Raw genomic sequence first — 25,252 nt, forward strand, 5'->3', positions numbered from 1 at the left:
CCGGCCAGTATCAGTCGGCGAGCACGAACAGCGCGCCGCAATACGGGCACTTGGCTTCGCCGTTGGGCTCGTCTTCGATCGGCAGGTACACGCGCGGATGCGAGTTCCACAGCGCCATCTGCGGCGTCGGGCAGCTCAGCGGCAGGTCGCCGCGGTGCACGGTGTAACGCTTTTCGGCATTGGCGGGCGCGGTGGCGGTCTGGCTCATGGCGGTGCGATCGGAAGGCAAAGGCAGAGCGCGGATTCTAGCAGCCCGCGTGGTGATCGGCCCATCGACCTAGCCGTGCGCGATGGCGCAGGCGATGGTTTCACTGTTGCCGGTCAGGTTGCCGAGGTGGTCTACGGAAGCGGTGGCCCCCGACGCTTCCGCCCCCCCGTCGCTGCAGCGCACGCACGACACTGCGCCCTACCATCGCGCCTTAAGCAGGAGGTCAAGGCACCGCGCTAGATACCGGAACCGCCGCAACCGACATGTTTCCCTCATCGATCGATGCAAGCAGCTGCGTGCGGAGAGTGGTCATAACGCCATTTTCGAATAGCAATACCCGGTCTGCGCTGGCGATGGTTTCCGGACGATGGGCGACGATAACCTTTGTGAGCTTGAGCTCTTTCACCGCCTCGTTGACCAACCGCTCGCGCATGACATCGAGATGGCTAGTGGCCTCATCCAGGAACAACAGCCGAGGCTGCCGGTACAGCGCACGCGCGAGAATGACCCGTTGCTTCTGTCCTCCCGAAAGCGAGCTACCCATATCACCGATGAGACTATGATATCCCATCGGCATCGCGGTAATTTCTTCGTGCACTGCCGCCAACCGCGCAGCTGCCATGATCCGCTCGAGGTCAAAGTCAGTGTCAAAAAAGCTGATATTGTCCGCGATACTGCCAGCGAACAGCTGGTCATCCTGCATAACCGCGCCAACGAGAGCGCGGATACTGCGTGGACCAAGCTTATGTATGTCATGTCCACCAACACGAATAGTTCCTTCGCAAGGCCTGAGCAGTCCAAGCAGCAATTTCATCAGCGTCGTCTTGCCGCAGCCAGATGCTCCGATGATCGCCACAGATTCGCCAGGCTCGATGGTGAAGCTACAGTTGTGTATTACAAAGGGCTCGCCCTCGGCGTAGCGAAAGGAAAGGCCCTCTACCACGATACAAGTATCCATCGGTGGCGCTGACTCTGCCACGCCATCATCGTCTTCAGGCGCCTCGAGCACGATATCGGCCAATCGCTCACCATGCAGCCGTAACATGCGGAACTCGATCCATTTGTCGATCAAAGCACTCACGCGCGTAGCAAACTGGTCCTTGTACGCTAGATAGGCGACCAGCATCCCGACCGAGAACAGATTATCCAACGTCATCCTGGCACCGATCCAGATAACCGCAACACGCTCTATGCCAAATACGAGCTGGCTCGCGGTGCTGAATCCGAGCCCCATACGCGCCAACCGCACATCCTGGTTGACCGTACCATTGAGTAAATTTGCATAAGTAGATCGACGTTGTGATTCCTCACCTGCGACTTTCAGACTCTGGATGCCGCGTAAGGACTCCAACAGATGGGTCTGTTGCCTAGCAGCGGCGACGAGTTGCTGCTCGGTGCAGTTACGCATCGGATGATAGGCAATCGCACGAATCGTCAAATAAAGACTGACCGCCAGCAAAGTCACCAATGCAAGCTTCCAGCTGTATACCAGCATCAGTCCCAACGTTACCATTGTCATCAACCCATCAATGATTGACTCGACAAAGCTGGTAGTGAGTGTCTTCTGGATGGTTTGCACGGACGACAGACGCGACGTCACGTCACCCAAATGGCGTTTTTCGAAAAATACCAGCGGCAACTTCAAAAGATGCGCAAAGACATTACCCATCCATTGCAGTCCAAGCGTGGACGCCAGATATACTACCGACCATCCACGCAGCAGTCCAATGCCGATCTGCAGCAATAGCGCCAAGCCGAATCCAAGGCCGACAACCGCCAGAAGGTCGCGATCGCCCGACACCAGTACTTGATCCACCACCCACTGCATATAGAAAGGCGCAAGGATGACAAATACCTGCAGCGCGCATGAAAGCAAGAGGATCTGCGCAAACGCGCCCCAAAGCCCTCGGATCGGCCCGGTAAGCTGGCGCACTGACACCGACCCCATCGCTTTTTTCGGCTTAAATTCTGCAGCGGGCGTCAGCTCCAACGCCACACCAGTGAAGTGCTTGGACACCTCGTCAAGCAAAAGAGTGCGCTCACCGAGGGCCGGATCGAAAATCGTGGCCTTGGACTTGCCGACCTTCGCCAGCACGACATAATGATTGAGATCCCAGTGCAAAATGCAAGGTAGTTTAAGCTTGCTCAGATGCTCCATGTCTAGACGCAGCGGACGAGTCGCAAAGCCCAGCTGTTGGGCGATCCGGATCAGATGGTTAAGCTTTGCCCCCTTGAGCGAAAGCGGAAAGCGGCGACGCATCTCCGGCAGGCTAATGTGCAAACCGTGACTGACAGCCGTAATCGCCAACGCAACCAAGCCACATTCGGCAGCCTCTGATTGGAGAATGCTTTTCATAGACGAAGCCCGCGCATCAATTCATATTCTCCTATAAATTTTTCCCATCGGCACATGGCCATCAAATATAATTAAGTCGTAGGAAAACAAGTCCAGAATCCTAAAGCAAGGTGCCATGATGATTTTCAATGTGAGGTCGAGCGAAATTCAGGCCTCATTAAAACTACGCACCACCTGCCTTGAGATACCGAATTCAAACTTCATCCCGATCTCAGCCATACCCAGAAGCAATCCGATGAAAAATCCGAAAAGATGCGCGAACCAACTTGCATGTGGATCCAGCAGACTTGCGACGAGAATGGTCGCCAGGGAGAAATAGCCCATCACCCACCACAGGCCAACTGGAAATACTTGCCGGTTTCGCAGCGCGATACCAACGACCCATCCTAGTAGGGCAAACACCCCTCCCGACACTCCAAGAAAGGCATCCAAGCCGATCCAGTGCGGCAGAAAGGTCAATGCTATTCCAGGCAGAAAGACACCAGCGGCGAACACCAACCACAACACCGCGTTCTTGCCAAGGGCGAAGGCAAAGCCCGAGCCGACCATCAATAGCGAGAAATTTGCAATCCAATGGGCGAGCCCTGCATGCAGGAAAGGACCGGTCAGATAACGCCACGGATCTTGAGGTACCTGGTTAAACACCAATCCATAGGTTTCAATGACCTTCGACAGATCGCCGATCCGCGACTGCGTAAGATACTGTGCACTTCCCGCCAACACCATCACTGCAGCCATCCATACGACTGGTGCCTGCGGTTGCAGATAGCACCAAGAAAATAGTCGGGAATAGTCGCGCACCCTTTCAAGGAGCACCAGGACAAAAAAGTACTGGAGCATAACGAACAGCAACAGCAAAGCGACGGCCAGACTAGCCTTGAGAAAGAATCCATCGCCTGTCGCGTAGCCGGCGATACCTGACCCTACCAGCATGCACAACACCAGCAGCAGCAACGCACGGTACTGAATAAGCATCCTGCGATGTAGTGCCTGAGCTATTTCCGCAAAGCACACTGGCGGCAGCATTCGCCCTGCTCCCGGCACCGAAACTAGCAGCGGGTCCAGCGGGTGCCACTGCCATGTGGCTCGTCGCACAGCGGATTCGCCCATCCGCTTGCGACCAAATGGCGGGCGCCACGCGCTCCAGTCATCTCCCGGTGCCGGGGGAAAATTCTCATCGAATTTCCAATGCATCGTTTCTTCCATCGATATGGCGCCCGCCAGTGACGGCGGGCGCCGGAACCTCAAGTTATGGCTATCCGCTGTTACTGCTGATAGTGACCGACCACCAGCATCGCCCCTCCAACAAGCAGACCGAAAGCCGCAGTCGCTGGGCCACCAGCAAATCCGATCGAGATCACCGCGATGCCGCCAGTAGTGAAATCGCTCATGCCACCATCAATCTCTTTCGTTTCTTCCGCAGTCAGTTCGCGCATTTCCATTCCAACACTCCTTTCAAGATCGGCACAGCCCCTCTGCGCCAGAGGATTGGGTAGTTCCCAATGTCATTCCACGCTAGCGCCTACACGCGCCTATGCAAGCCATAGGATGCAGCTCAATTCAAAATCCGCTTCCTGAGGCCCCAGATGGGCTCGAAAATCCATTCGATCAAAGTACGCTTCTCGCCGAATATGTCCGCGTCCAGCAGCATCCCAGGCTTCAGCGGATCGGGCTTTCCGTCAGCCGATATCGCTTGGTGGGCCAAGGCCACGGTAACTCGGTAATACGGCTCGGACTCTTTTGCGCTGCCTGTCAAAGCAGCCAATTCTCCTGGGATCAGCGCGCTTCGACTGATCTCGGTCACCACGCCTTGCTGATGACCGAACTTCTGATATGGATAGGCTTGATAGCGCAACAGAACACGGTCGCCCGACGCCACGAAGCCGACTGCGCGACTGGGCACTAACAATACCGCTTCCAGCCTACCCTCCCCTTGGAGGAGGCTCAGCAACGGCTGCCCAGCCTGGATTGCCTGCCCCGGCTTGACCACCTGCGTGGCAATCAAGCCAGCGACCGGCGCGGTTACGACCAACGCGGCACTCGCCTGCACCTGTTCCTGCTCCACAGCTGCGCTGTCCCGCCGATAGTAGGCCTGCACGCTACCGCGCTGACCAGGTAGTATGCGTAATTGCTGTTCGATCTGCGCGGAGGCGCGCCGCAATTCCGTGGACTGCCGCTCGAGTGCCTTCATTTGGCTGGTATATTCCAGCGTACTGGACTCCTGTTGTTTGATCTGCAGCACGCTGACGTACTTGTCGTCCTGTAACTGGCGCCAACGCTGTAACACTTCATTGGCTAGGGCGATCTGGCTCCGGCGTGTCGCCACCTCGCCGTCAATCTGGACCAGTTCTTGGCGAAGAGTGGCCAATTGCGCTCGCAGACCCTGCTCCTGTGCTTCCAGTTGTTGCAATTGCGCCTGTTTAGCGGATTTCAGACTTTCGCCCCGTTGGCCCAGTTGCCGTTGTAAGGCGGCACCGGTATCGCCGCTGGCGAGCGTGGCTCGCGGCACCGTCACGACGCCCAGGATCTTTCCCGCAGCAACGCGCTTCCCTTCGATGACGTCGAGCCGGGTGAGAACGCCCGTAGCGGGAGCCATCACAGTAACGAGCCCCCTGGTCGGGACCAGTTGACCAGACACACTGGATCGATGCGTATAGGTAACCGCGCACAGAAAGATCACCACGGAGATCGCGGCGATTCCAACCACGGTCACGAACAACCATGTCCGCAACGGCTGCACGAGCGAGATTCCGCCGAGCCAGCTTGCGCGGTGCGCCTGCAAGACCTCTTTTCGGAATAGCGGCAGGTTCATTTGGCCAAGCTGTTGACCGAGCGCGTTTCCACGCATGAGTACGCGCGCAGGGGCACTGCCGACCAGAAGCATATCCAACCGCAGGAAGCGCAGATCACCGGAAAAAGGCTTATAAAAAAATCGATAAAAGACGACGCATCACCCGCGGCCGCGTCGACTATTGGAAGGCCGACCATAACTTTCCGGCGGCTGACCCGCCTTCTGGCTCGCTTCAAAGGTCCCCTTACCGCCTCGCCTACCGAGTTCGTTGCAACACCAAGAAATATGCAGCAACCGTTCAGACTGAGCGAGGTGCCCCATAATTCGACCATGTCGAAGTTTTCGTCCATGCGCTCAATTAGGAGCCAGGATGCCGCCAGACACAATGCGTTGGGTGTGCCAGAACCGCCACGCGCGAGCGGGAATGGTGAGTCAATTGCGACATCCGTTTTAAGAGGCGCGTGCGGACCTTGCGTATCAAGGGATAAGCAAGCCCGATAGGGATCGCCAACTATTCCAAATAAGCCGAAGCACTTTCCAATAGGGCAATCACGGTCGCCAGGAATGACACCGGTACATGCCGCGACAGTGTCAGCATGCGCGACTCAAGACGTCGGCGCGAATCCGGCACCGCCGTCAACACCGTTTCTCCAGCAACCACACCTCCCACCGCCAGCCACTCAAATCCGACACGCAGCTCCCTACTGAGCGCACGCAAATTCTCGACGCTTGGGACAAACCCACCGTCACGCTCCCAATGGGCGATGGTGGCCCGGTGCACGCCGAGGCGGGAAGCCAAAACGCCTTGCGATAGACCGAGTGCAATGCGAGCAGACTTGATGCGGCCGGATACGGCGGTCGAATCCATGGGGTTGCTGAGGTGGGTGCTGTCCATGCGGCTGTACGTGGGAGAGATGTCTCTCGAATTCTGCGCTTATGGTCGAGCTTGTCAACCTGACATGCCCGCGGAGAACGCGCCGGGCATGCCATCGGGCCAAGGCCAAGAGGGGGTATTGCGTGCGTATCAAAGAGGCGCTTACCAGGCACCAACCCCAACGCTGCAAGACAATTGCAATACGAAGCGAACTTCCTTTTGGCTACATGCATGTGTCGATAAAGCATCTCCTCAGTCATTTGTCCGCCCCAGTTCGCTTGCATGCAGCATGTGCTTTGTTCAGGATCGATAATGCGGTCCTATCCGCCTGATCCGGTCGCGGAGCCTGCACCGCAATGCGGTCGGGCGCGATCTGCCCGATCCGGCCGACGTCTCAGTAAGGAATCCTCCAAACGTGCTTGCTTCTTTCATCGTGCATCGTGGGCTGCTGACATCAATCGCGATTTTCTGCTTGCTCGGGGCGCTGCCCGCGGCACGCGCGACGGACCGTTTCTCGACATCGTTTGAGCCGGGACAAATAGATCCAGACGCGGCGGACTCGTCAACCATCACAATTGCAGTAAGAACCGGACCACAGGCGCCGTACGCCGCCAAGCCAAATGCCGGCTACAGCGCAGCGCATGCGCTGCGTTACGCGAGCAACGGCGCAGGTGGGCGACGCGCGTTGTTCACCACCGATCTGCTGATCCAGACGCAGACCACGCTGTCGTGGATGGTCTTGCCGGAAAGTGTCGGCAACGACCATGTGGCATCCACGTATGTCTCGCTGGACCTGCTGCTGGACGACGGCACACATGTCTCTGCCAGCGCAGCGCGCGATCAACATGGCGTGGCATTGGGTGCGCAGGCGCAGGGCGATTCGAAGACGCTGTACCCGCAACAGTGGGCGCGCAAGCAGGTGCGGTTGGGAGATGTGCCCGGGCTGCGTGGGCGGCGTGTGCGTGCGATCGAACTGGACGTGGCGCCGCCTGCGGGCGCGCGCGCTGCCGGGTGGATCGACGATATCGCCATTGCCGAGTGCTGACCACGCGCGGCACGCAATCCAATGGCACGTTTTCGCGCGGCAATAATTTTCCTGCGACGGCCGTGCCGCACGGTTTCAACTTCTGGACGCCGGTCACCGATGCGGGAACGCTGACCTGGCTATACCGCTGGAACGAGCACAACGGTGCAGACAATCGCCCGCGTCTGCAGGCGCTGTCGCTGAGCCATCAACCGAGCCCGTGGATGGGCGACCGGCAGACGTTTCAGGTGATGCCCTCGCTCACTGCCGGCGTGCCGGATGCCGATCGCAGCAGGCGTGCACTGGGGTTTTCGCATGACGACGAACAGGCCCGCCCCTATCGCTACGCCGTGCAACTGGACAACGGCATCCATGCCGAGATCGCACCGACCGATCACGCGGCGCTGTTTCGTTTTCGCTTCCCGGCGCGGGGCGATGCCAACCTGCTGTTCGACAACGTGGACGCGCGCGGCGGGCTAAAGTTGGATGCTGCGACCCAGACACTGTCCGGTTACACCGATGTGCGCAGCGGTTTGTCGACGGGCGCAACGCGCATGTACGTCTATGCCAGCTTCGACAGGCCCTGGCACAGCAGCGGCCTGCTCGACACTGGCCGCCCGACCGGATGGATCAAGTTCGATGCCGGCAGCACGCGACAGGTGCAGATGCGCATTGCCACTTCGCTGATGTCGGTGGATCAGGCAAAACACAATGCAGAACTGGAAATTGCCGCAGACGCGAGCTTCGAGCAGGTCGCCGCGCGCGCGCAGGAGGCCTGGGATGCATTGCTGGGGCGCTTCGAAGTGCCCGATGCCACTGCCGACCAGGCAACCACGCTGTATTCCAACCTGTACCGGTTGTACCTGTATCCGAACTCGGCGCATGAAAACGTGGGCACTGCGACTGCCCCGGATTGGCGCTACGCCAGCCAGAACAGCTGGTCGGACGACACTATCGACGGCAGCGCGGTGCGCAGCTTCGCACCGATCCGCGATGGCCGGGTGTACGTCAACAACGGGCTGTGGGATACGTTTCGCACGGCCTGGCCTGCGTATGCGCTATTTGCGCCCGATGATGCCGGCGCCCTGGTGCAGGGGTTTGTCGAACAATCGCGGGCGGGCGGCTGGATTGCGCGCTGGTCGTCGCCCGGTTATGCAGACCTGATGGTGGGCACCAGCTCGGATGTGGCGTTTGCTGATGCATGGCGAAAAGGCGTGCAAGGCTTCGACCCGGCCGAGGCCTACGCCGCTGCACTGAAGAACGCCACGGTCGTTGCGCCGGACCGGCATGTCGGGCGCAAGGGCATGGCGCGCTCGACCTTCCGCGGCTATACCGATACCGACACGCATGAAGGCATGTCGTGGTCGATGGAGGGCGCCCTCAACGACTTCGGCATTGCCAACATGGCCGAGGCGTTGTCCATCCAGGCCAACACTGCCGCAGCGCGCGAGCGCTATGCGACCGAAGCGCTGTATTTTCGCCACCGCGCAGCCGGGTATGCGGCGCTGTTCGACCCGGCGGTCGGCTTCTTCCAGGGGCGCAAACCCGACGGCACGTGGCGCGTGGATGCGGCGCAGTACGATCCACGCGTGTGGGGCAACGATTACACCGAATCCAGCGGGTGGACGTTTGCATTCACCGCGCCACACGATGGCGAAGGCCTGGCTACGCTCTACGGTGGCCGCGCGGCACTGGCCGCCAAGCTGGACATGTTTTTCGCCACGCCCGAGACTGCCCAAGCGCAGTTTGCAGGCTCGTATGGCAACACCATTCACGAGATGACCGAAGCACGCGATGTGCGCATGGGCATGTACGCGCACAGCAACCAGACTGCGCACCACATTCCATGGATGTATTTGTATGCAGGGCAACCGTGGAAGACACAGCGCATTACGCGCGAAGTCCTGGCGCGCCTGTACCTGGGTAGCGAGATCGGCCAGGGTTACCCTGGCGACGAAGACAATGGCGAGATGTCGGCGTGGTATCTGTTCGCTGCGCTGGGGTTGTATCCGTTGCGGATGGGAGCGCCGGAGTATGTGATCGGCTCGCCGCTGTTCAAGCAGGCGCGCGTGCGCTTGCCGGGCGGCGGTACGCTGACGGTCAATGCGCCGCAGAATTCGCCGGAAAATGTGTATGTGCAATCGCTCAGGCTCAACGGCAAGCCATGGCGCAAGACCTGGTTGCCGCATGCGGCGATCGCCAAGGGTGCGACGCTGGACTTCGAGATGGGGCCCACGCCCTCGCGCTGGGGCAGCGCACCAGAGGATGTGCCGCCGTCGTTGACCGCGCCAGGCAAGCGCTCTGCCCCGTTGCGTGACCTGCTGGGTGCCAGCGCACGCGTGACGCAGGCCGATGGTCGCGCGCTGACGGCTTTGCATGACGACGATGCGGGCAGCGCGAGCGCGGTGTCGCCCGCCACGGTGCTGACGTTGAGCGGTCTTGATCGCGGTGAGGCCATGCTTTACACCGTGACCAGCGGCGACGCTGCGATTGCGTCGGCCGCGTGGACGCTGGAAGCACGCACTGCAGGAGGCACGTGGCGCGTCGTCGATACGCGCCGCGAGGAGCGTTTTCAATGGCCGCTTCAAACGCGCCCGTTCCGGATCGCGACGCCCGGTTCGTATGCGGAGTATCGGCTGCATTGGACCGCGCCTGCGCGTGCACAGGTGGCGGAGATCGAGTTACTGGGTGCGGTGCCGGATGCGCGCTGAGGACTGAGGTTTTGGGCGTGATCGCTGGGATGATGACGCCCCGCGACGCCTGCTGTTTGCGTCGCTCGTCAACGTTTTGGATGGTCGACGCTGAGTCGCTGCCAAGGGTAGGCCGTACCCTCACCCCAACCCCTCTCCCGCGGGGAGAGGGGCTTGTGGGTTATTGCTGCAGACTGGGGACTAAGAGCAGCTAACAAAACTACTGCGCTACGTTTTGTTAGCCGCTCTAAGTGCCTGGGCGCCTTGCAACACCCTATCGAGGAAGACACTTCTCGGCCGTTGTCTTGCCGGCCGAGCGCTTGCTGCTTCAAATCAAGCAGCACTCGGCCAAGTCTTGGACACCTGGCAAGTCTGAACATCTCGAGTCAGTCGGTGCCCTTGTCGGCTGCCGCCTTTTCCGCATCGCGCTGCCTGCGGATCTGCGCATCCACCGCTGCGATGGCGGTCATGTTCATCACCCGGCGCGAGGTGGCGCTGGTGGTGAGGATATGCACCGGCTTGGAGATGCCCATCAGGATCGGGCCGATCGCCACGCCATCGGTGAACACGCGCACCAGGTTGTAGGCGATGTTGGCCGCTTCCAGGTTCGGCAACACGAACAGGTTGGCGCGGCCCTTCAAGGTGCTGTTGGGCATGATCTGCTTGCGTAGCGCCTCGTCCCAGGCGGTGTCGCCCTGCATTTCGCCGTCGATGTTGAGCTCGGGCTTGCGCTTGAGCAGTGCCTCGCGCACCTGGCGCATCTTCAGCGCATCGCGCGAGTCGTGGCTGCCGAAGTTGGAGTGCGACAGCAGCGCGATATTCGGCTCGATGCCGAACAGCTTGAGGCGGTACGCGGCCTGCAATGTGGCTTCCACCACCTGCTCCACCGTGGGGTCTTCCTGCACGTGCGTATCCAGGAAGAAGAACACGCCCAGCTGGTTGATGACACCAGTCATCGCCGAGGTGGAGCTCACCCGCGGTTCCAGCGGAATCACGCTGCGCGCGTAGCCCAGCTTCTTGTGGAAGCGGCCGACCACGCCGGACAGCATCGCGTCGGCTTCGCCGCGCGCCACCATCACTGCCGCGATCAGGGTCGGGCGCGAGCGCATCAACTCCTTGGCCGCGGTGACGGTCACGCCACGACGCTCGGTCAGCGCGTGGTAGTACTGCCAGTAATCGTTGAAGCGGGGGTCGTCGAGGATGTTGGTGATCTCGAAATCCACGCCGGCGGTCAGGCGCAGGCCCATGCGTTCGATGCGTGCTTCGATCACGTCCGGGCGGCCGATCAGGATCGGGAAGGCCAGGCCCTCGTCGACCACGTTCTGCACCGCGCGCAGCACCACTTCTTCTTCGCCTTCGGCATACACCACGCGCTGCTTGTCGGCGCGCGCGCGGTCGTAGACCGGCTTCATCATCAGGCTGGTGCGGTAGACGAACTGGCCGAGCTTGTCGCGGTAGGCCTCCATGTCGGTGATCGGGCGCGTGGCCACGCCCGAATCCATGGCCGCCTGCGCAACCGCAGACGACAGTTCCACCAGCAGGCGCGGGTCCAGCGGACGCGGAATCAGGTAGTCGGGGCCGAAGCTCGGGGTCTCGCCGCCATAGGCCGCACCCAGGTCGGAGGCCTCGCGCCGCGCCATCGCCGCGATCGCCTTGACGCAGGCGATCTTCATTTCCTCGTTGATGCCGGTGGCGCCCACATCCAGCGCGCCGCGGAACAGGTACGGGAAGCACAGCACGTTGTTGATCTGGTTCGCATAGTCCGACCGACCGGTGCCGATGATGCAATCCGGGCGCACCGCCTTGGCCACTTCCGGGGTGATTTCCGGATTGGGGTTGGCCAGCGCGAAGATCACCGGCTGGCGCGCCATGCTGGCGACCATCTCCGGCTTGAGGATGCCGGCGGCCGACAGGCCCAGGAAGATATCGGCGCCTTCGACGATTTCGGCCAGGGTGCGCTTGTCGGTATCGCGGGCGTAGCGCTGCTTGTCCGGGTCCAGATCGGTGCGGCCGGTGTGGATCACGCCATCGCGGTCCAGCGCCAGGATGTTCTCCGGCTTCAGGCCCAGCGACACCAGCATGTTCACGCAGGAAATGCCGGCCGCGCCCATGCCGGTGGTGGCCAGCTTGACCTCTTCGATCTTCTTGCCAGTGACCACCAGCGCGTTGAGCACGGCCGCGCCAACGATGATCGCAGTGCCATGCTGGTCGTCATGGAACACCGGGATGTTCATGCGCTCGCGCAGCTTGCGCTCGACGATGAAGCATTCCGGCGCCTTGATGTCTTCCAGGTTGATGCCGCCGAAGGTCGGCTCCAGGCTGGCGATGATGTCCACCAGCTTGTCCGGGTCGTTCTCGTTGATTTCGATATCGAACACGTCGATGCCGGCGAACTTCTGAAACAGCACGCCCTTGCCTTCCATCACCGGCTTGGAGGCCAGCGGGCCGATGTTGCCCAGGCCCAGCACCGCCGTGCCGTTGGTGATGACCGCCACCAGATTGCCGCGCGCGGTGAGCTCGCTGGCCTGGGTGGCATCCTCGACGATGGCCTCGCAGGCGAACGCCACGCCCGGCGAATACGCCAGCGACAGATCGCGCTGGGTCAGCATCGGCTTGGTCGCGGTGACCTTGATCTTGCCGGCCGGCTGCTGGCGGTGGTAGTCGAGGGCGGCCTGTTTGAAGTCGTCGGTGGACATCGGTGGTGTGGTTCTCGAAGGCGCAGGAGGCTGAATTCTACCCTCCTGCCTGAACAAGGGCCTGTCGCGCAGCTGTCAGCGCGGCAGGGAAATCACGGATGCGGCGTGGCGCGCAGCGCAGCCGGCGTGGAGGCCAAACAAGAACGGCCCTGCATCCCGTCGCTAACACCGACGGAAGACAGGGCCGTAGGAAGCATCAACGCAGGCTGGCAGGTGCCACGCCGGGTTGGCCGACCGGGGCCAGCAGCGGCGGTTCGCCGCCGTCCAGCACCAGCTTGAGCCGGTCGCGGTCCAGGGCGTTTTCCCAGCGCGAGACCACCACGGTGGCCACCGCGTTGCCGATGAAGTTGGTCAGCGAGCGGCATTCGCTCATGAAACGGTCCACGCCCAGAATCAGCGCCATGCCGGCCACCGGCACTTCAGGCACCACGGCCAGCGTGGCGGCCAGGGTGATGAAGCCGGCACCGGTGACGCCGGCCGCTCCCTTGGAGCTGAGCATCGCCACGGCCAGCAGTGCGATCTGATGGCCCAGGGTCAGTTCGGTATTGGTGGCCTGGGCGATGAACAGCGCCGCCAGCGTCATGTAGATGTTGGTGCCGTCCAGATTGAACGAGTACCCGGTTGGCACCACCAGACCCACCACCGACTTCTCGCAACCGGCCTTTTCCATCTTCTCCATCAGCGACGGCAAAGCCGACTCCGACGAGGACGTGCCCAGCACCAGCAGCAGCTCGGCCTTCAGGTAGCGGATCAGCTTGAGGACCGAAAACCCGCACAGCCGGCTCACCAGCCCCAGGATCACCAGCACGAACAGCAGGGATGTCAGATAAAACGAACCCACCAGCCAGGCCAGGTTGACCAGCGACTCCACGCCGTACTTGCCGATGGTGAAGGCGATGGCGCCGAAGGCACCGATCGGGGCGGCACGCATCAGGATGTGTACCAGCTTGAACACCGGGGCGATCAGCGCTTCCAGCAGGTTCAGCACCGGCTTGCCGCGCTCGCCCACCAGCGCCAGCGACACGCCGAACAGCACCGCCACGAACAGCACCTGCAGGATGTTCGGCCCGGTCAGCTTGCCGTTGACGACCTGATCGCCGGTGAACGCGCCGATCAGCGAGTTGGGGATGATGTCCATCAGGAAGCCGACCAGGGTCAGGTCATGCGACTTCTCGACGTAGCTCTTGACCGCACTCTGGTCCAGATCGGCCGGATTGATGTTCATGCCGGCGCCGGGCTGCACCACATGAGCGACCACCAAACCGACCACCAGGGCCAAGGTGGAAAAGAACAGGAAGTAGGCCATCGCCTTGCCGAACACCCGGCCCACCGTCTTGAGATGAGTCATGCCGGCGATGCCGGTGACGATGGTCAGAAAGATCACCGGGGCGATGATCATCTTCACCAGCTTGATGAACGCGTCGCCCAGCGGCTTGAGGCTTTCGGCGAAGGCGGGCTCGAAATGGCCCAGCAGGGCACCGAGAACGATCGCCACCACCACCTGAAAATACAGTTGGCGATAGAAGGGGACGGATGCCGGCAGGGGGCCGGCAGGCTTGCTGATGTGCATGACACCACTCCGAGAGACGAGAGAGGGTGCCGAGCAGGCACCCGTTGCACGCATTCTGGCCGCACGTCACAGCCCCGGCCGATAGCCCATTGGTACTACCCCATGTCCAGCGGCTGAACGTGGGCTTACACTTCAGCCGCGCCGCCGCCGGCCGTTAATTCCGTTTAACGCAGACACCGTTTCTGTGCTGCCGTCGTCCGGACCCTGCGCGCTTGCTGAAGACATTCATTGCGACCGCCATGGCAGGACGCCCGGCCCCTTTTCATTGCCGAAGACCATACCTATGCGCCTCAATCTGCTTGTCCTGGCGTTGGCTGCTGCCATCGTCCCCGCCGCTGCCAATGCAGCCACCTCGATCGACAACTGGCCGACCAAGTACACCTTCGGTGACGGCACCGAGCTTGGCCTGACCGGCAACTACGCCTACGACGACAACAACTTCTCCGGCGACGACCGCCTGGAAGACCGCAACGACTTCCGCCGCAAGGAATTCGGCGCCACCATCAAGAAGAAGGGCGTCTACGACGCCATGGTGTACTACGACTTCGAGTCCAAGCTGTGGCTGGACGTGTTCTACCGGTTCGAGACCAAGGCCCTGTTCGGCCAGGATTACGGCCGCGTGCGCCTGGGCTACATGAAGGTGCCGGTGGGCCTGGAAGCGGTGCAGAGCTCGCGTGCGGGCAGCTTCATGGAACTGGGCCTGCCGATCCAGGCGGTGTTCCAGGGGCGCCGTACCGGCGCGGAATGGACGCTGGAACGTCAGCAGTACCTGCTGCAGGCCGGCGCGTACGGCGGCAAGGATCTGCAGGGCGACAACCCGGGCACCACCCAGGCCGTGCACGCGGCATGGACCCCGATGAAGGCCGAAGGCGACGTGCTGCACCTGGGCATCGCCGGCTCGATCGAAAACCCGCGCGGTTACAGCGACGGCCGCGGCGTGTCGTTCAGCCCGCGTGTGCGCCTGCGTGCGCGCCCGGAAGCCGGCCTGACCGATGTGCGCCTGATCGATACCGGCACCATCCTCGATGTGGACCATGTGATCCGCACCGGCCTGGAAGCGGTCTGGATCCATGGCCCGTTCTCGCTGCAGAGCGAAGCCCTGCGTGCCGAAGTGGCGCGCAACGCGAACCAGCCGCACTTCATCGCCCAGGGCCAGTACGTCTACGGCACCTGGACGCTGACCGGCGAATCGCGCAGCTATGCCGGCGGCGTGCCGGGCAACATCAAGCCGTCGCACGACTACGGCGCGGTCGAGCTGACCGCCCGCTACAGCCGCCTGAACCTGGAAGACAACAATGTGCATGGCGGCCGTCAGCACGACACCACCATCGGCGCCAACTGGTACCTCACCAGCCACTTCAAGTTCCAGGCCAACTACAGCTGGGTGGATTCCTCGCGCAATGGCGTGCATGAAACCCCGCACGTGATGGAACTGCGTGCGCAGGTGCAGTTCTAAGCTGCACTGAGCAAAAGCAGTCATGGCCGCGCGCCGGTTCGCCGACGCGCCGCCGGAACCGCACCGCCACAGGCATTCGACACGGCCGCATCCATCCCGGGTGCGGCCGTTGTCGTATTCGGCGCTTGCTCAGCGTGCGATGAGCGGCTGACACAGATCGCGAGCAGCGGCCAGGCAACTGCGGGCCGAGCGCCCGGAACCGTCGTCGACGCGTGGCACATGCGGCACCGAGCGCCGGCTGCGTCTGTCTGGAGTTGAGCGCAACCGTTTCTTGTTGGCCGTTACGCGCTGATGGCTACGCGATCCGGCAGCAGACCGCATACTTGCGCCCATGTACGCATCGCAACGCCGTCGCCTGCTGCTCACCTTGTCCATCGTGCTGGGCGGGATGGTGGTGGCCATGGTGGCGGCCGGGCACTTCGTCGAACAGAGCGCGCTGCACGATGAAAGCGCCACCGTGCGCCGCCAGCTGCGGCTCTACGCGCAGGCGCTGCAGCAGCGCGTGGACCGCTATCGCACGCTGCCGCAGATTCTGGCGCTGGACCCGGAGTTGCGCGCGGCCGTGTCCGGCCCGCTGTCGCCGGCACAGGTGGATGCGCTCAACCGCAAGCTCGAACGCGCCAACAATGTCACGCAGTCGTCCACGCTGACCTTGATCAACCATGACGGCGTGGCACTGGCCGCCAGCAACTGGCGGGCGCCACGGAGCAACGTGGGCGTGGATTACGCCTTCCGTCCGTATTACCAGCAGGCGCTGGCCACCGGCAGCGGCAGCTTCTACGGCATCGGCATGACCACCAGCGAGCCAGGCTACTTCCTGTCGCAGGCCATTGTCGATGGCGCCGGCCGGGTGCAGGGCGTGGTGGTGATCAAGATCGCGCTGGCTGCGCTGGAGCGCGAGTGGCTGCAGACCCCGGATATCGTGCTGGCGTCGGACGCGCACGATGTGGTGTTTCTGGCCAGCCAGCCGGAGTGGCGCTACCGCGTGCTGGCCCCGCTCAGCGACCGCGATCGCCGCGAACTGCAGAGCACCCGCCAGTACGCCGACCAGGAATTGCTGCCGCTGCGGCGCCGGCTGATCGAGCAGACCGGGTACGGCGGCGTGCTGGCCGACGTGCGCGACCCGCCGCTCGGTGCGCAGGTGCTGTGGCAGACCCTGGAAGTGCCCGAAAGCGGCTGGCGCCTGCATCTGCTGCACGACACCCGCGCCAGCGCCGCTGCCGGCCGCGCCGCGGCGATTGCCGCCGCCGGCGCGTGGCTGGCCTTGGCACTGCTGTGGTTGTTCGTGCAGCAACGGCGGCGGCTGTCGGCGCTACGCCAGCGCAGCCGGCACGAACTGGAAACCTTGCTGCAGCAACACGCCGAAGAACTGCGCACGGCCCAGGACGGCGTGGTGACCGCCGCGCAGCAGGCCAATGCCGGCCTGAGCCGCAGCCTGGAACATCTGCCGCAAGGCGTGGTGGTGATCGACGAGGCGCTCAACCTGGTGGCGTGGAATTCGCGCTATGTGGAGCTATTCCGGTTCCCGCCGGAACTGCTCAAGATCGGCCGACCGATCGAAGACCTGTTCCGCTTCAATGCACGCCGCGGCCTGCTGGGGCCGGGGCCGATCGAGGCGGCGATCGAGCGGCGCCTGAATCATTTACGCAGCGGCAAGCCGCATATGCGCGAGAGCGAAAAAGAAGACGGCACCGTGCTGGAAATCCGCGGCAATCCGCTGCCCGATGGCGGCTTTGTCACCAGTTACGCCGACATCACCAGCTACAAGAACGCCGCACGCGAACTGCGTTCGCTGGCCGACGCGCTGGAACACCGCGTGGCCGAGCGCACCCGCGACCTGGCGGCGGCCAAGCGCGAAGCCGAAAGCGCCAACCGCTACAAGACCCGCTTCGTCGCCTCGGCGGTGCACGACCTGCTGCAGCCCCTCAACGCCGCGCGCATGTTCGTCTCGGTGCTGCGCGGGCAAGTGCGCGAGGCTGGCAGCGCACGCGTGGTCGACAACATCGACGGTGCACTGGCTGCGCAGGACGCCATCCTCAACAGCCTGCTCGACATCTCGCGCCTGGAAGCGGGCAGCCTGAAGACCCAGGTGCGCGACTTTGCGCTTGCGCCCTTGCTGGACACCCTGGCGCGCGACTTCGGCATCCTGGCCGAAGACCGCGGGTTGGTGCTGGAATCGGTGCCGACCTCGGCGGTGGTATTGAGCGATGAAAACCTGCTGCGCCGCATCCTGCAGAACTTTCTGTCCAACGCCATCCGCTACACGCCGCGCGGGCGCGTGCTGATCGGCTGCCGTCGCCGTGGCGGCTGGCTGCGTATCGAAGTGCACGACCAGGGCCCCGGCATCCCCGACGCCTTGCAACACGAAATCTTCGAAGAATTCCGCCGCCTGGACGACGGCGTGGCCAACGATCGCGGCGCAGGCCTGGGCCTGGCCATCGTCGAGCGCATCGGCCGTCTGCTCGGACATCGCATCGGGCTGCGTTCCACCCTGGGCGCCGGCAGCGTGTTTTCGGTGACTGTCCCGCTGGGCGATCGCACCGCCATCGCTCGGCAACTGCCAGCGGCGGCCAGCACTGCCGAACACGGCAACGACCCCATCCTGCACGGCTGCCGGGTATGGTGCGTGGACGATGAGCCATTGGTGTGCGAAGCCACCCGCACGCTGCTGGAACGCTGGGAATGCCGCGTGGATTTCGCCGGCGGCCCGGATGAGGCATTGAGCGCTGCCAATGCCGAGGAGGTGCCGGAACTGCTGCTGCTGGATGCGCGCATGGGCGCACACCACGGCCCCATGCTGCTGTCGCAGTTGGTGGAACGCTGGCAACGCGAGCCACGGGTGATCCTGGTCACCGCAGAACCCGACCCTGTCCTGCGCGAGCATGCGCTGGATCTGGGTTGGGGATTTTTGTCCAAACCGGTCCGTCCGCCTGCCTTGCGTGCGCTGGTGACGCAGATGTTGATGCGGCGCGGGTAGCGCGCTGCCAGCGCTGCCTGCTTGCTCTCACGCGCCCAAGACCGGCAGCGCACGCACCAATCTAATCGGCACATCGGCAGGCCGCCAGCGCACCTGCGGCGACGGCATGGACGGATCGACCTTCAGGTCAGGCGGCAACGCCAGCGGCCGCTGGCGAATGCGGCATGCGCATCGTGGCGAGGGTACTGCGCGTCGCGCACTGCAGCCGCGCGGGCCGATGTTCAACGCGCATCAATCGATGAGAAAGCAGCAATTATCAACATCGACCATCTGGACCAGAATCGAGTGCCTCAGGTGTCAGACGTCCATGCATACCTATCGTGGAGGGCGATTTATGCACAGTTCCAGCGGTGAGGCAACGCAACAGTCCAAACTCGGGATGGTGCTGAGGGTGACCTCGGGCAACTTCCTCGAGCAGTTCGACTTCTTCCTGTTCGGTTTTTACGCAACGCAGATCGCCGCGGCCTTCTTCCCGGCGAGCAACGAATTCGCGTCCCTGATGATGACCTTCGCCGTGTTTGGCGCGGGCTTTCTGATGCGGCCGCTGGGTGCGGTGATCCTGGGTGCCTACATCGACGATGTCGGGCGCCGCAAAGGCCTGATCGTCACCTTGGCGATCATGGCCAGCGGTACCGTGCTGATCGTGCTGGTGCCAGGCTACGCCAGCATCGGCTTGTGGGCCCCGGCCCTGGTGCTGCTCGGGCGCTTGCTGCAGGGCTTTTCGGCCGGCGCGGAAATGGGCGGCGTGTCGGTGTATCTGGCCGAGATGGCGACACCGGGCCGGCGCGGCTTCTATGCCAGTTGGCAATCGGCCAGCCAGCAGCTTGCCATCGTCGCGGCGGCCGCGATCGGGTTTGCGCTCAACCAGCTGATGGCGCCGCAGGATCTGGCGCAATGGGGCTGGCGGATTCCGTTCGGCATCGGTTGCGTCATCATCCCTTTCATCTTCTTGCTGCGGCGAAGCCTGGAAGAGACTGCCGAATTTGCGCAGCGCCGGCAGCCGGTCACGATGAAGCAAGTGATGCGCGGGCTGGCGAACAATGCCGGCATCGTGATTGCCGGCGGCTTGATGGTCGCGCTGACGACGACCGCGTTCTATCTGATCACCGTGTACGCACCGACGTTCGGCAAGACCGTGCTCAAACTCAGCACCGGCGATGCATTGATCGTGACGCTGCTGGTGGGCGTGTCCAATTTCATCTGGCTGCCGATCGGCGGCGCGCTCAGCGACCGCTTCGGCCGCAAGCCGCTGCTGGTGACCATGGCGGTGGTGTGCATCGCGACGGCCTATCCGGTGCTCGCGTTGCTTGCGGCCGCACCGAGCTTTACGCATATGTTGCAGGCGCTGCTGTGGCTGTCCTTCATCTATGGCCTCTACAACGGCGCCATGATCCCGGCGCTCACCGAACGGATGCCGGCGCATGTGCGGGTTGCGGGATTCTCGCTCGCCTACAGCCTGGCAACCGCGGTGTTTGGCGGTTTTACGCCGGTGATCTCCACCTGGCTGATCCATGTCACCGGCGACAAGGCGGCGCCCGGCTATTGGCTGGTCTTCGCGTCGGCGTGCGCGCTGGGGGCCACGCTGTTTCTGTATCGCCGCCAAGGCAATCCCGCGACGGCGACCGGCCTGGATGCTGCGGCAGGAGCGACGAAATGATGCGGAGCAGGTGGAAAAAATGGTTGGCTGCGATCATTGCAACGGTTTTGCTGTCCACAGCGGCGGGCGCACAGGAGTTGACCGTGATGACCTCCGGCGGTTTCACGGCCGCCTTCGATCGCCTGGCGCCGCAATACACCAAGCAGACCGGGGTGAAGGTCACCACCCTGCTCGGTCCTTCGATGGGCGAAACGCCACAAGCCATTCCCAACCGGCTTGCACGCGGTGAGCATGCCGATGTGGTGATCATGGTCGGCAGCGCGCTGCAGAAGCTGATCGATGCCGGCGTGGTCGACCCGGCATCGCGGGTGGAACTGGCCGATTCCAGGATCGGCATGGTGGTGCGCAGCGGTGCACCCAAACCCAAGATCGACAGCGTCGAGCACTTCAAACAGACGCTGCTGCACGCCGATTCGGTGGCCTATTCCGACAGCGCCAGCGGCGTCTACATCGAAACCACGCTATTCAAAAAGTTGCAGATCGAAGGCCCGATGATGGCCAAGAGCAAGAAGATTCCGCGCACCCCGGTGGGCACGGTGGTGGCCGATGGCAGCTATCAGCTCGGCTTTCAGCAGGTGGCCGAGCTGCTTCCGGTGGCAGGCGTGGAGTTTGTCGGCAAGATCCCCGAACCGCTGCAGTCGATCACGCGCTATGCGGCGGGCGTTCCGGTCAACGCGGAGCATCCCGAGGCGGCCAAGCGCCTGCTTGCGTACCTGCAGTCGGGTAATGCGCAGGCGGTGGCGCGCGCGAGCGGCCTGGACCCGGTGTCACCCTGAACGTGCGGGCATCCGTCGCACCAGTTCCGCCAGTTCCAGCGCGGTCGGTGTCAGCGTGCGTCCGCGACGTTTCAGCAGCCCCACGTTGCGCGACACCTCCGGTTCGACCAGCGGCACCGCCGCCAGCACCGGATGCGGGCCGGACGGCATGGCAATCGACGGCACGGCGGCAATACCGACGCCGGCCTCCACCAACCCCAGCAACGTGGTGACATGCCGGGTCTCGCAGATGCTCGGCTTGTCCGGCGTGAATGCAGCCAGCGCCCGATCCAGCACCAGCCGGTTGCCCGATGTCTTGTCCAGCGTGATGTAGTCGTAACCGTAGGCCTCCTGCCAGCTGACCTGTGCGCGCCCGGACAGCGGATGGTCCTGGCGGCAGGCAATCACATAGCGCTCCTGCAACAACGGTTCGAACTCCACCTCCGGCGCCAGGTTACCGCTGAAGCTGACCCCGAAATCCGCTTCGCCGGAGGCTACTGCCGCGCTGACATGACTGGCGCTGCCGTCGAACAGCCGGATGCGGATCTTGGGAAACAACTGATGCAGCCCGTGGATCGCCTGCGGCATGAAGTAGTACGCCGCAGACGGCACGCAGGCCACGGTCACCGTGCCCATCCTGCTGGACCCTGCATCGCCGATGCTCATCAGCGCCATGTCCAGATCGTCGAGCATGCGCTCGACCTGCGGCATGAACGCCTGGCCGACGGTGGTGAGCGTGACCTTGCGCGTGGTGCGCTCGAACAGTTTGACGTTCAACGCCGACTCGAGCTTGTCGATCCTGCGGCTGAGTGCCGGTTGCGTGATGCGGATGCGTTCGGCAGCGCGGCGAAAGCTGCCGTTTTCGGCAACCGCACGGAATGCCTGCAGATCGTTGAGGTCGAATTTGATGGTCACGGTGCCGCGGCTTCAGTGTTCGATGGCGGTCGCCATAGCATAGACGCTTGCCTGCGGTGCTGCGTCTGACGCCAAGAGAGCCGCTGCATTCGGGCGCAGTGCATGCATCGGCAGGGGAACAGCCATGACTAGCCGCGGCCATTCGGACGATCAGGCAAGGATGCCGGATAACCAGGCTCACGCTCGCCCCCCGCGCCGCGGCACAGTGGCTGGCAACACGCACCACGTCGCTACCGGGAGACATCACGCATGCATCAGCCACGCTCACTGGACCACTACCGCCTGCTCGGCCGCTCCGGCCTGCGCGTCTCGCCCCTGTCGCTGGGCACCATGACCTTCGGCGAAGCCTGGGGCTGGGGCGCAGATGCAGGCGAAGCCAAACGCATCTTCGACGCCTATGCCGACCGCGGCGGCAACTTCATCGACACCGCAGTGAACTACACCAACGGCGGCTCCGAACGCATCCTCGGCGAGTTGATCAAGGACCGACGCGAACGCTTCGTGCTGGCCACCAAATTCACCATGGCGCGCGATGCGGACAACATCAATTCCGGCGGCAATCATCGCCTGAACCTGATTCGCTCGGTTGAAACCAGCCTGCGCCAACTTGCCACCGACCGGATCGACCTGCTGTACCTGCACGCCTGGGACTTCACCACCGCACCGGACGAGGTGATGCGCGGGCTGGAGCATCTGGTGCAATCGGGCAAGGTGCTTTATCTGGGCATCTGCAATACGCCGGCCTGGCGCGTGGCGCAATTGCAGACCCTGGCCGACCTGCGCGGCTGGTCGCCGTTGGTGGCGCTGCAGATCGAGTACAGCCTGGTCGAACGCAGCGTCGAACACGAGCTGCTGCCGATGGCGCGCGAACTCGGCCTGGGCGTGTTGCCGTGGTCGCCGCTGGGCGGTGGCATCCTCACCGGCAAATACAGCCGCGCCGATCTGACCGACGACAATGCGGCAGAGGTGTCGAGCAGCCGCAAGGGCGTGATCGCCTCGACCGGGCATCTCAATGCACGCGCGCTGGAGATCGCCGATGTGGTCGGTGCGGTCGCCGATGAACTGGGCGCATCGCGCTCGCAGGTGGCGCTGGCCTGGACCTTGCGCAACCCGGCCGTCGTGTCGCCGGTGATGGGCGCACGCACCTTGCAGCAGGCCGAAGACAACTTCGGCGCGCTGGAGATCGTGCTCAGCGACGCGCATGTCGCGCGCCTGGACGCGGTCAGCGCAGTGCCGCCGATCTTCCCCGAACGCTTCATCGGCAGGCCGATGGCGCAGCAGTTGATCTACGGCACCCATCACGTGCAGCTGCGCACCTAACCACCACGGAGCAGCCATGACCAGACTCCCAACCATCACGGCAGCAGCGCTGCTTGTCGCCGCAGCGTTCGCAGGCAATGCCGGCGCGACATCCAAGGATGCTGCATCCACAGACACCTGCGCAGAGCAACTCGTGCCCATCTGCAACAAGCGCATCGTCGAAGCGGCCTTTGCGCAGTGGCGAAACGGGGGCAGCGGTATCTTCGAGACGCTGCTGTCGCCCGAGGTGGTGTGGACCATCGAAGGCTCCGGTCCGAGCGCCGGCACCTTGCGTGGTCGCGAGGTGTTGGTCGACGCCGCGGTGCGTCCGCTGAGCGAGCGCCTGGCCTCGCCACTGCGGCCCGTGCAGCAACGCATCTGGGCCGATGGCGAGCACGTCATCGTGCAGTGGGAAGGCGTGGCCACGCTGCGCGATGGCGGCAGCTATCGCAATCGCTACGCATGGATCATGCGGATGGCCGGTGGCAAGGCGGTCGAGGTCAACGCGTTCCTGGACCTGCCCGCCTACGACGCCGTGCTGCAGCGCGGTCGCAGCCAAATGCAACGCAGGGCCAGCCCATGAGCGACAGGCCGATGAAAGCCGCCATCGCGGTGGCGCTGGGCGCCGGCTCGGCGCTCGCCTGCCCGTTCGCGGCAGCTGCGCAACCGCCCACGGCACCCGCCACGATCGCGACCCAGCAACCAGGACATCCGATGCAAGCACACCCCTATCTCGGCATGTGGGTCACCGGCGACGGACGGATCCGGCAGGAACTCCTGCCGAACGGCCGCTACGACGAGGCCCGCGGCACGCGCCAAAGCGCCTACCAGGGCCGTTACGAAATCACCGGCACGCACATCGAATACTGGGACGACACCGGCTTCACCGCCGATGGCCGCTTCATCACCGACGACGAGCTGCATCATGGCGGCATGGTGTTCTATCGGCAGCCGCCGGCCTAGAGCCAATAGACACTGCTGCAGTCGCCATGCGGCTGGTGCTCGCTGCCGCATGTAGCTGCGCGTGCACTGAGGGTCTGAGTACGCAGTCCATGCTCACCTGACGACTGCGCGCTGCGTTTTGCCAGCCGCTCTTGATGCGCAGGCGCAATGCCTGCAAGCGTTCTGCGGGATGTGTCATGCCGGCTGCAGACGGCAATGCGCGGCCACCCGTCGCGCAGGCTAGCTCAGCCCTCGCCTTCCGGCTCCAGCGCCTTGACCAGCACCGCGGCCTGGGTGCGGCTGTAGCAGTCGAGCTTTTTCAGGATCGCGGTGACGTGCACCTTGACGGTGTTCTCGGCCAGGCCCAGTTCGTGCGCGATCTGCTTGTTGAGCAGGCCATCGGCCAGGCTCAGCAGCACACGGAACTGTTGCGGGGTGAGCTGGGCGAGTTTGGAAGCCAGTTGTGCGTCGGCCTCCGAACGCTCGGCGGTCATCGGCGGGAACCAGGTGCCGCCTTCCAGCACGCTGGCCACCGCGGTGCCGATCGATTCGGCCGGCGTGGATTTGGGAATGAACCCGGCCGCGCCGAACTGCTGCGCACGCCGGATCACACGCGGATGATCGTTGGAGGAGATCACCACCACCGGAATGTCCGGGTGTTCGCCACGCACGTGCAACAACGCCGAAAAACCGCGCGCACCGGGCATGGCCAGATCCAGCAGCACCAGCTCGGCCTGCGGATGCGAACGCAGCATGGCACTCAGGGTGGCAGCGCTGGAGGCTTCCACCACGTTGGCCTGCGGCAGGGTCTGCTGCAGCACGTGGATGACGGCGGCGCGGAACAGCGGGTGGTCGTCGGCGACGAGAATGGTGAGATCAGCCATGCGCCAAGTCTGGCACAGGGCCGCCGCCGATGCCTTGCACTAGAGCGTGTCATGTACGTTGAGGTGAGTGCGAAGCGGAGGGTTGGCCGTCAGCGGCACGGAGCGGGTGCTGCGTGGCGCCGGCTTGGCTGGCGCCAAGGCAAGCCAATCGGTGGCCG

Annotated in this window: 17 protein-coding genes and 1 pseudogene; 8 read left to right on the forward strand and 10 right to left on the reverse strand. The window is 63.3% G+C overall.

The window, feature by feature from the left end; all coding sequences use genetic code 11:
- Window positions 1–10 precede the first annotated feature (10 nt).
- The 6 genes from ACCQ15_RS17065 to ACCQ15_RS17090 form a co-directional block, all read right to left on the reverse strand.
- Window positions 11–208, reverse strand: coding sequence for a zinc-finger domain-containing protein (locus ACCQ15_RS17065; RefSeq protein WP_008573675.1), 198 nt, complete (start codon window positions 206–208; stop codon window positions 11–13).
- Window positions 209–431: 223 nt separating this feature from the next.
- Window positions 432–2,564 (reverse strand): peptidase domain-containing ABC transporter, encoded by a 2,133-nt coding sequence (locus ACCQ15_RS17070; RefSeq protein WP_372380825.1) that lies wholly within the window; start codon window positions 2,562–2,564, stop codon window positions 432–434.
- A gap of 147 nt (window positions 2,565–2,711) precedes the next feature.
- Window positions 2,712–3,758, reverse strand: a complete 1,047-nt coding sequence (locus ACCQ15_RS17075) for a rhomboid family intramembrane serine protease (RefSeq protein WP_372380826.1) — start codon at window positions 3,756–3,758, stop codon at window positions 2,712–2,714.
- A gap of 71 nt (window positions 3,759–3,829) precedes the next feature.
- A complete protein-coding gene (locus tag ACCQ15_RS17080) occupies window positions 3,830–4,006 on the reverse strand; it encodes a hypothetical protein (protein ID WP_158526045.1) in 177 nt (58 codons plus the stop codon).
- 113 nt (window positions 4,007–4,119) lie between these two features.
- Entirely contained in the window at window positions 4,120–5,370 is a 1,251-nt protein-coding gene (locus ACCQ15_RS17085) for an HlyD family secretion protein (protein ID WP_372381577.1), read from the reverse strand.
- 496 nt (window positions 5,371–5,866) lie between these two features.
- On the reverse strand, window positions 5,867–6,250 hold the full coding sequence (locus tag ACCQ15_RS17090; protein WP_372380827.1) for a helix-turn-helix transcriptional regulator: 384 nt from the start codon (window positions 6,248–6,250) through the stop codon (window positions 5,867–5,869).
- Between the two features lie 412 nt (window positions 6,251–6,662).
- On the opposite strand from ACCQ15_RS17090, the pseudogene ACCQ15_RS17095 reads away from it, so the two are divergent.
- Window positions 6,663–9,964, forward strand: a pseudogene (locus ACCQ15_RS17095) (GH92 family glycosyl hydrolase).
- 365 nt (window positions 9,965–10,329) lie between these two features.
- Here the strand turns inward: ACCQ15_RS17095 and ACCQ15_RS17100 are convergent.
- Together ACCQ15_RS17100 and ACCQ15_RS17105 are read right to left on the reverse strand one after the other, a co-directional pair.
- Complete coding sequence (locus ACCQ15_RS17100; RefSeq protein WP_372380828.1) at window positions 10,330–12,639, reverse strand: NADP-dependent malic enzyme; 2,310 nt, start codon at window positions 12,637–12,639, stop codon at window positions 10,330–10,332.
- A gap of 196 nt (window positions 12,640–12,835) precedes the next feature.
- Window positions 12,836–14,209: a dicarboxylate/amino acid:cation symporter gene (locus ACCQ15_RS17105; RefSeq protein ID WP_003483384.1), complete on the reverse strand. Its 1,374-nt coding sequence runs from the start codon at window positions 14,207–14,209 to the stop codon at window positions 12,836–12,838.
- A gap of 283 nt (window positions 14,210–14,492) precedes the next feature.
- Here ACCQ15_RS17105 and ACCQ15_RS17110 point away from each other — a divergent pair, with 283 nt between their 5' ends.
- The 4 genes from ACCQ15_RS17110 to ACCQ15_RS17125 all read left to right on the forward strand — a co-directional run bounded on the left by ACCQ15_RS17110 (window position 14,493) and on the right by ACCQ15_RS17125 (window position 21,075).
- On the forward strand, window positions 14,493–15,665 hold the full coding sequence (locus ACCQ15_RS17110) for an OprO/OprP family phosphate-selective porin (protein WP_029820225.1): 1,173 nt from the start codon (window positions 14,493–14,495) through the stop codon (window positions 15,663–15,665).
- 331 nt (window positions 15,666–15,996) lie between these two features.
- Window positions 15,997–18,642: a hybrid sensor histidine kinase/response regulator gene (locus ACCQ15_RS17115; protein ID WP_136733912.1), complete on the forward strand. Its 2,646-nt coding sequence runs from the start codon at window positions 15,997–15,999 to the stop codon at window positions 18,640–18,642.
- Between the two features lie 307 nt (window positions 18,643–18,949).
- Window positions 18,950–20,299 carry an MFS transporter gene (locus ACCQ15_RS17120; RefSeq protein ID WP_014091012.1) on the forward strand — a complete coding sequence of 450 codons (1,350 nt, stop codon included), beginning with the start codon at window positions 18,950–18,952 and terminating at the stop codon, window positions 20,297–20,299.
- Window positions 20,296–21,075: a substrate-binding domain-containing protein gene (locus ACCQ15_RS17125; RefSeq protein ID WP_372380829.1), complete on the forward strand. Its 780-nt coding sequence runs from the start codon at window positions 20,296–20,298 to the stop codon at window positions 21,073–21,075. Before ACCQ15_RS17120 ends, ACCQ15_RS17125 begins: the two co-directional genes overlap by 4 nt.
- Here the strand turns inward: ACCQ15_RS17125 and ACCQ15_RS17130 are convergent.
- Entirely contained in the window at window positions 21,067–21,969 is a 903-nt protein-coding gene (locus ACCQ15_RS17130; protein WP_005912048.1) for a LysR family transcriptional regulator, read from the reverse strand. The genes ACCQ15_RS17125 and ACCQ15_RS17130 overlap by 9 nt on opposite strands.
- A gap of 249 nt (window positions 21,970–22,218) precedes the next feature.
- On the opposite strand from ACCQ15_RS17130, the gene ACCQ15_RS17135 reads away from it, so the two are divergent.
- The 3 genes from ACCQ15_RS17135 to ACCQ15_RS17145 are packed head-to-tail and all read left to right on the forward strand — an operon-like array spanning window position 22,219 to window position 24,231.
- Window positions 22,219–23,289, forward strand: a complete 1,071-nt coding sequence (locus ACCQ15_RS17135) for an aldo/keto reductase (protein WP_011348537.1) — start codon at window positions 22,219–22,221, stop codon at window positions 23,287–23,289.
- A gap of 16 nt (window positions 23,290–23,305) precedes the next feature.
- The gene (locus ACCQ15_RS17140) at window positions 23,306–23,851 is read left to right on the forward strand and encodes a nuclear transport factor 2 family protein (RefSeq protein WP_136733915.1); all 546 of its coding nucleotides are present in this window, start codon (window positions 23,306–23,308) and stop codon (window positions 23,849–23,851) included.
- An 11-nt stretch (window positions 23,852–23,862) separates the two neighbouring features.
- Window positions 23,863–24,231: an Atu4866 domain-containing protein gene (locus ACCQ15_RS17145; protein WP_136733951.1), complete on the forward strand. Its 369-nt coding sequence runs from the start codon at window positions 23,863–23,865 to the stop codon at window positions 24,229–24,231.
- Window positions 24,232–24,455: 224 nt separating this feature from the next.
- On the opposite strand, the gene ACCQ15_RS17150 is transcribed toward ACCQ15_RS17145, so the two are convergent.
- Window positions 24,456–25,094 carry a response regulator gene (locus ACCQ15_RS17150; RefSeq protein ID WP_003483405.1) on the reverse strand — a complete coding sequence of 213 codons (639 nt, stop codon included), beginning with the start codon at window positions 25,092–25,094 and terminating at the stop codon, window positions 24,456–24,458.
- Window positions 25,095–25,252 lie beyond the last annotated feature (158 nt).

The organism is Xanthomonas sp. NCPPB 1754 (assembly GCF_041475725.2).
GTDB lineage: Bacteria > Pseudomonadota > Gammaproteobacteria > Xanthomonadales > Xanthomonadaceae > Xanthomonas > Xanthomonas euvesicatoria.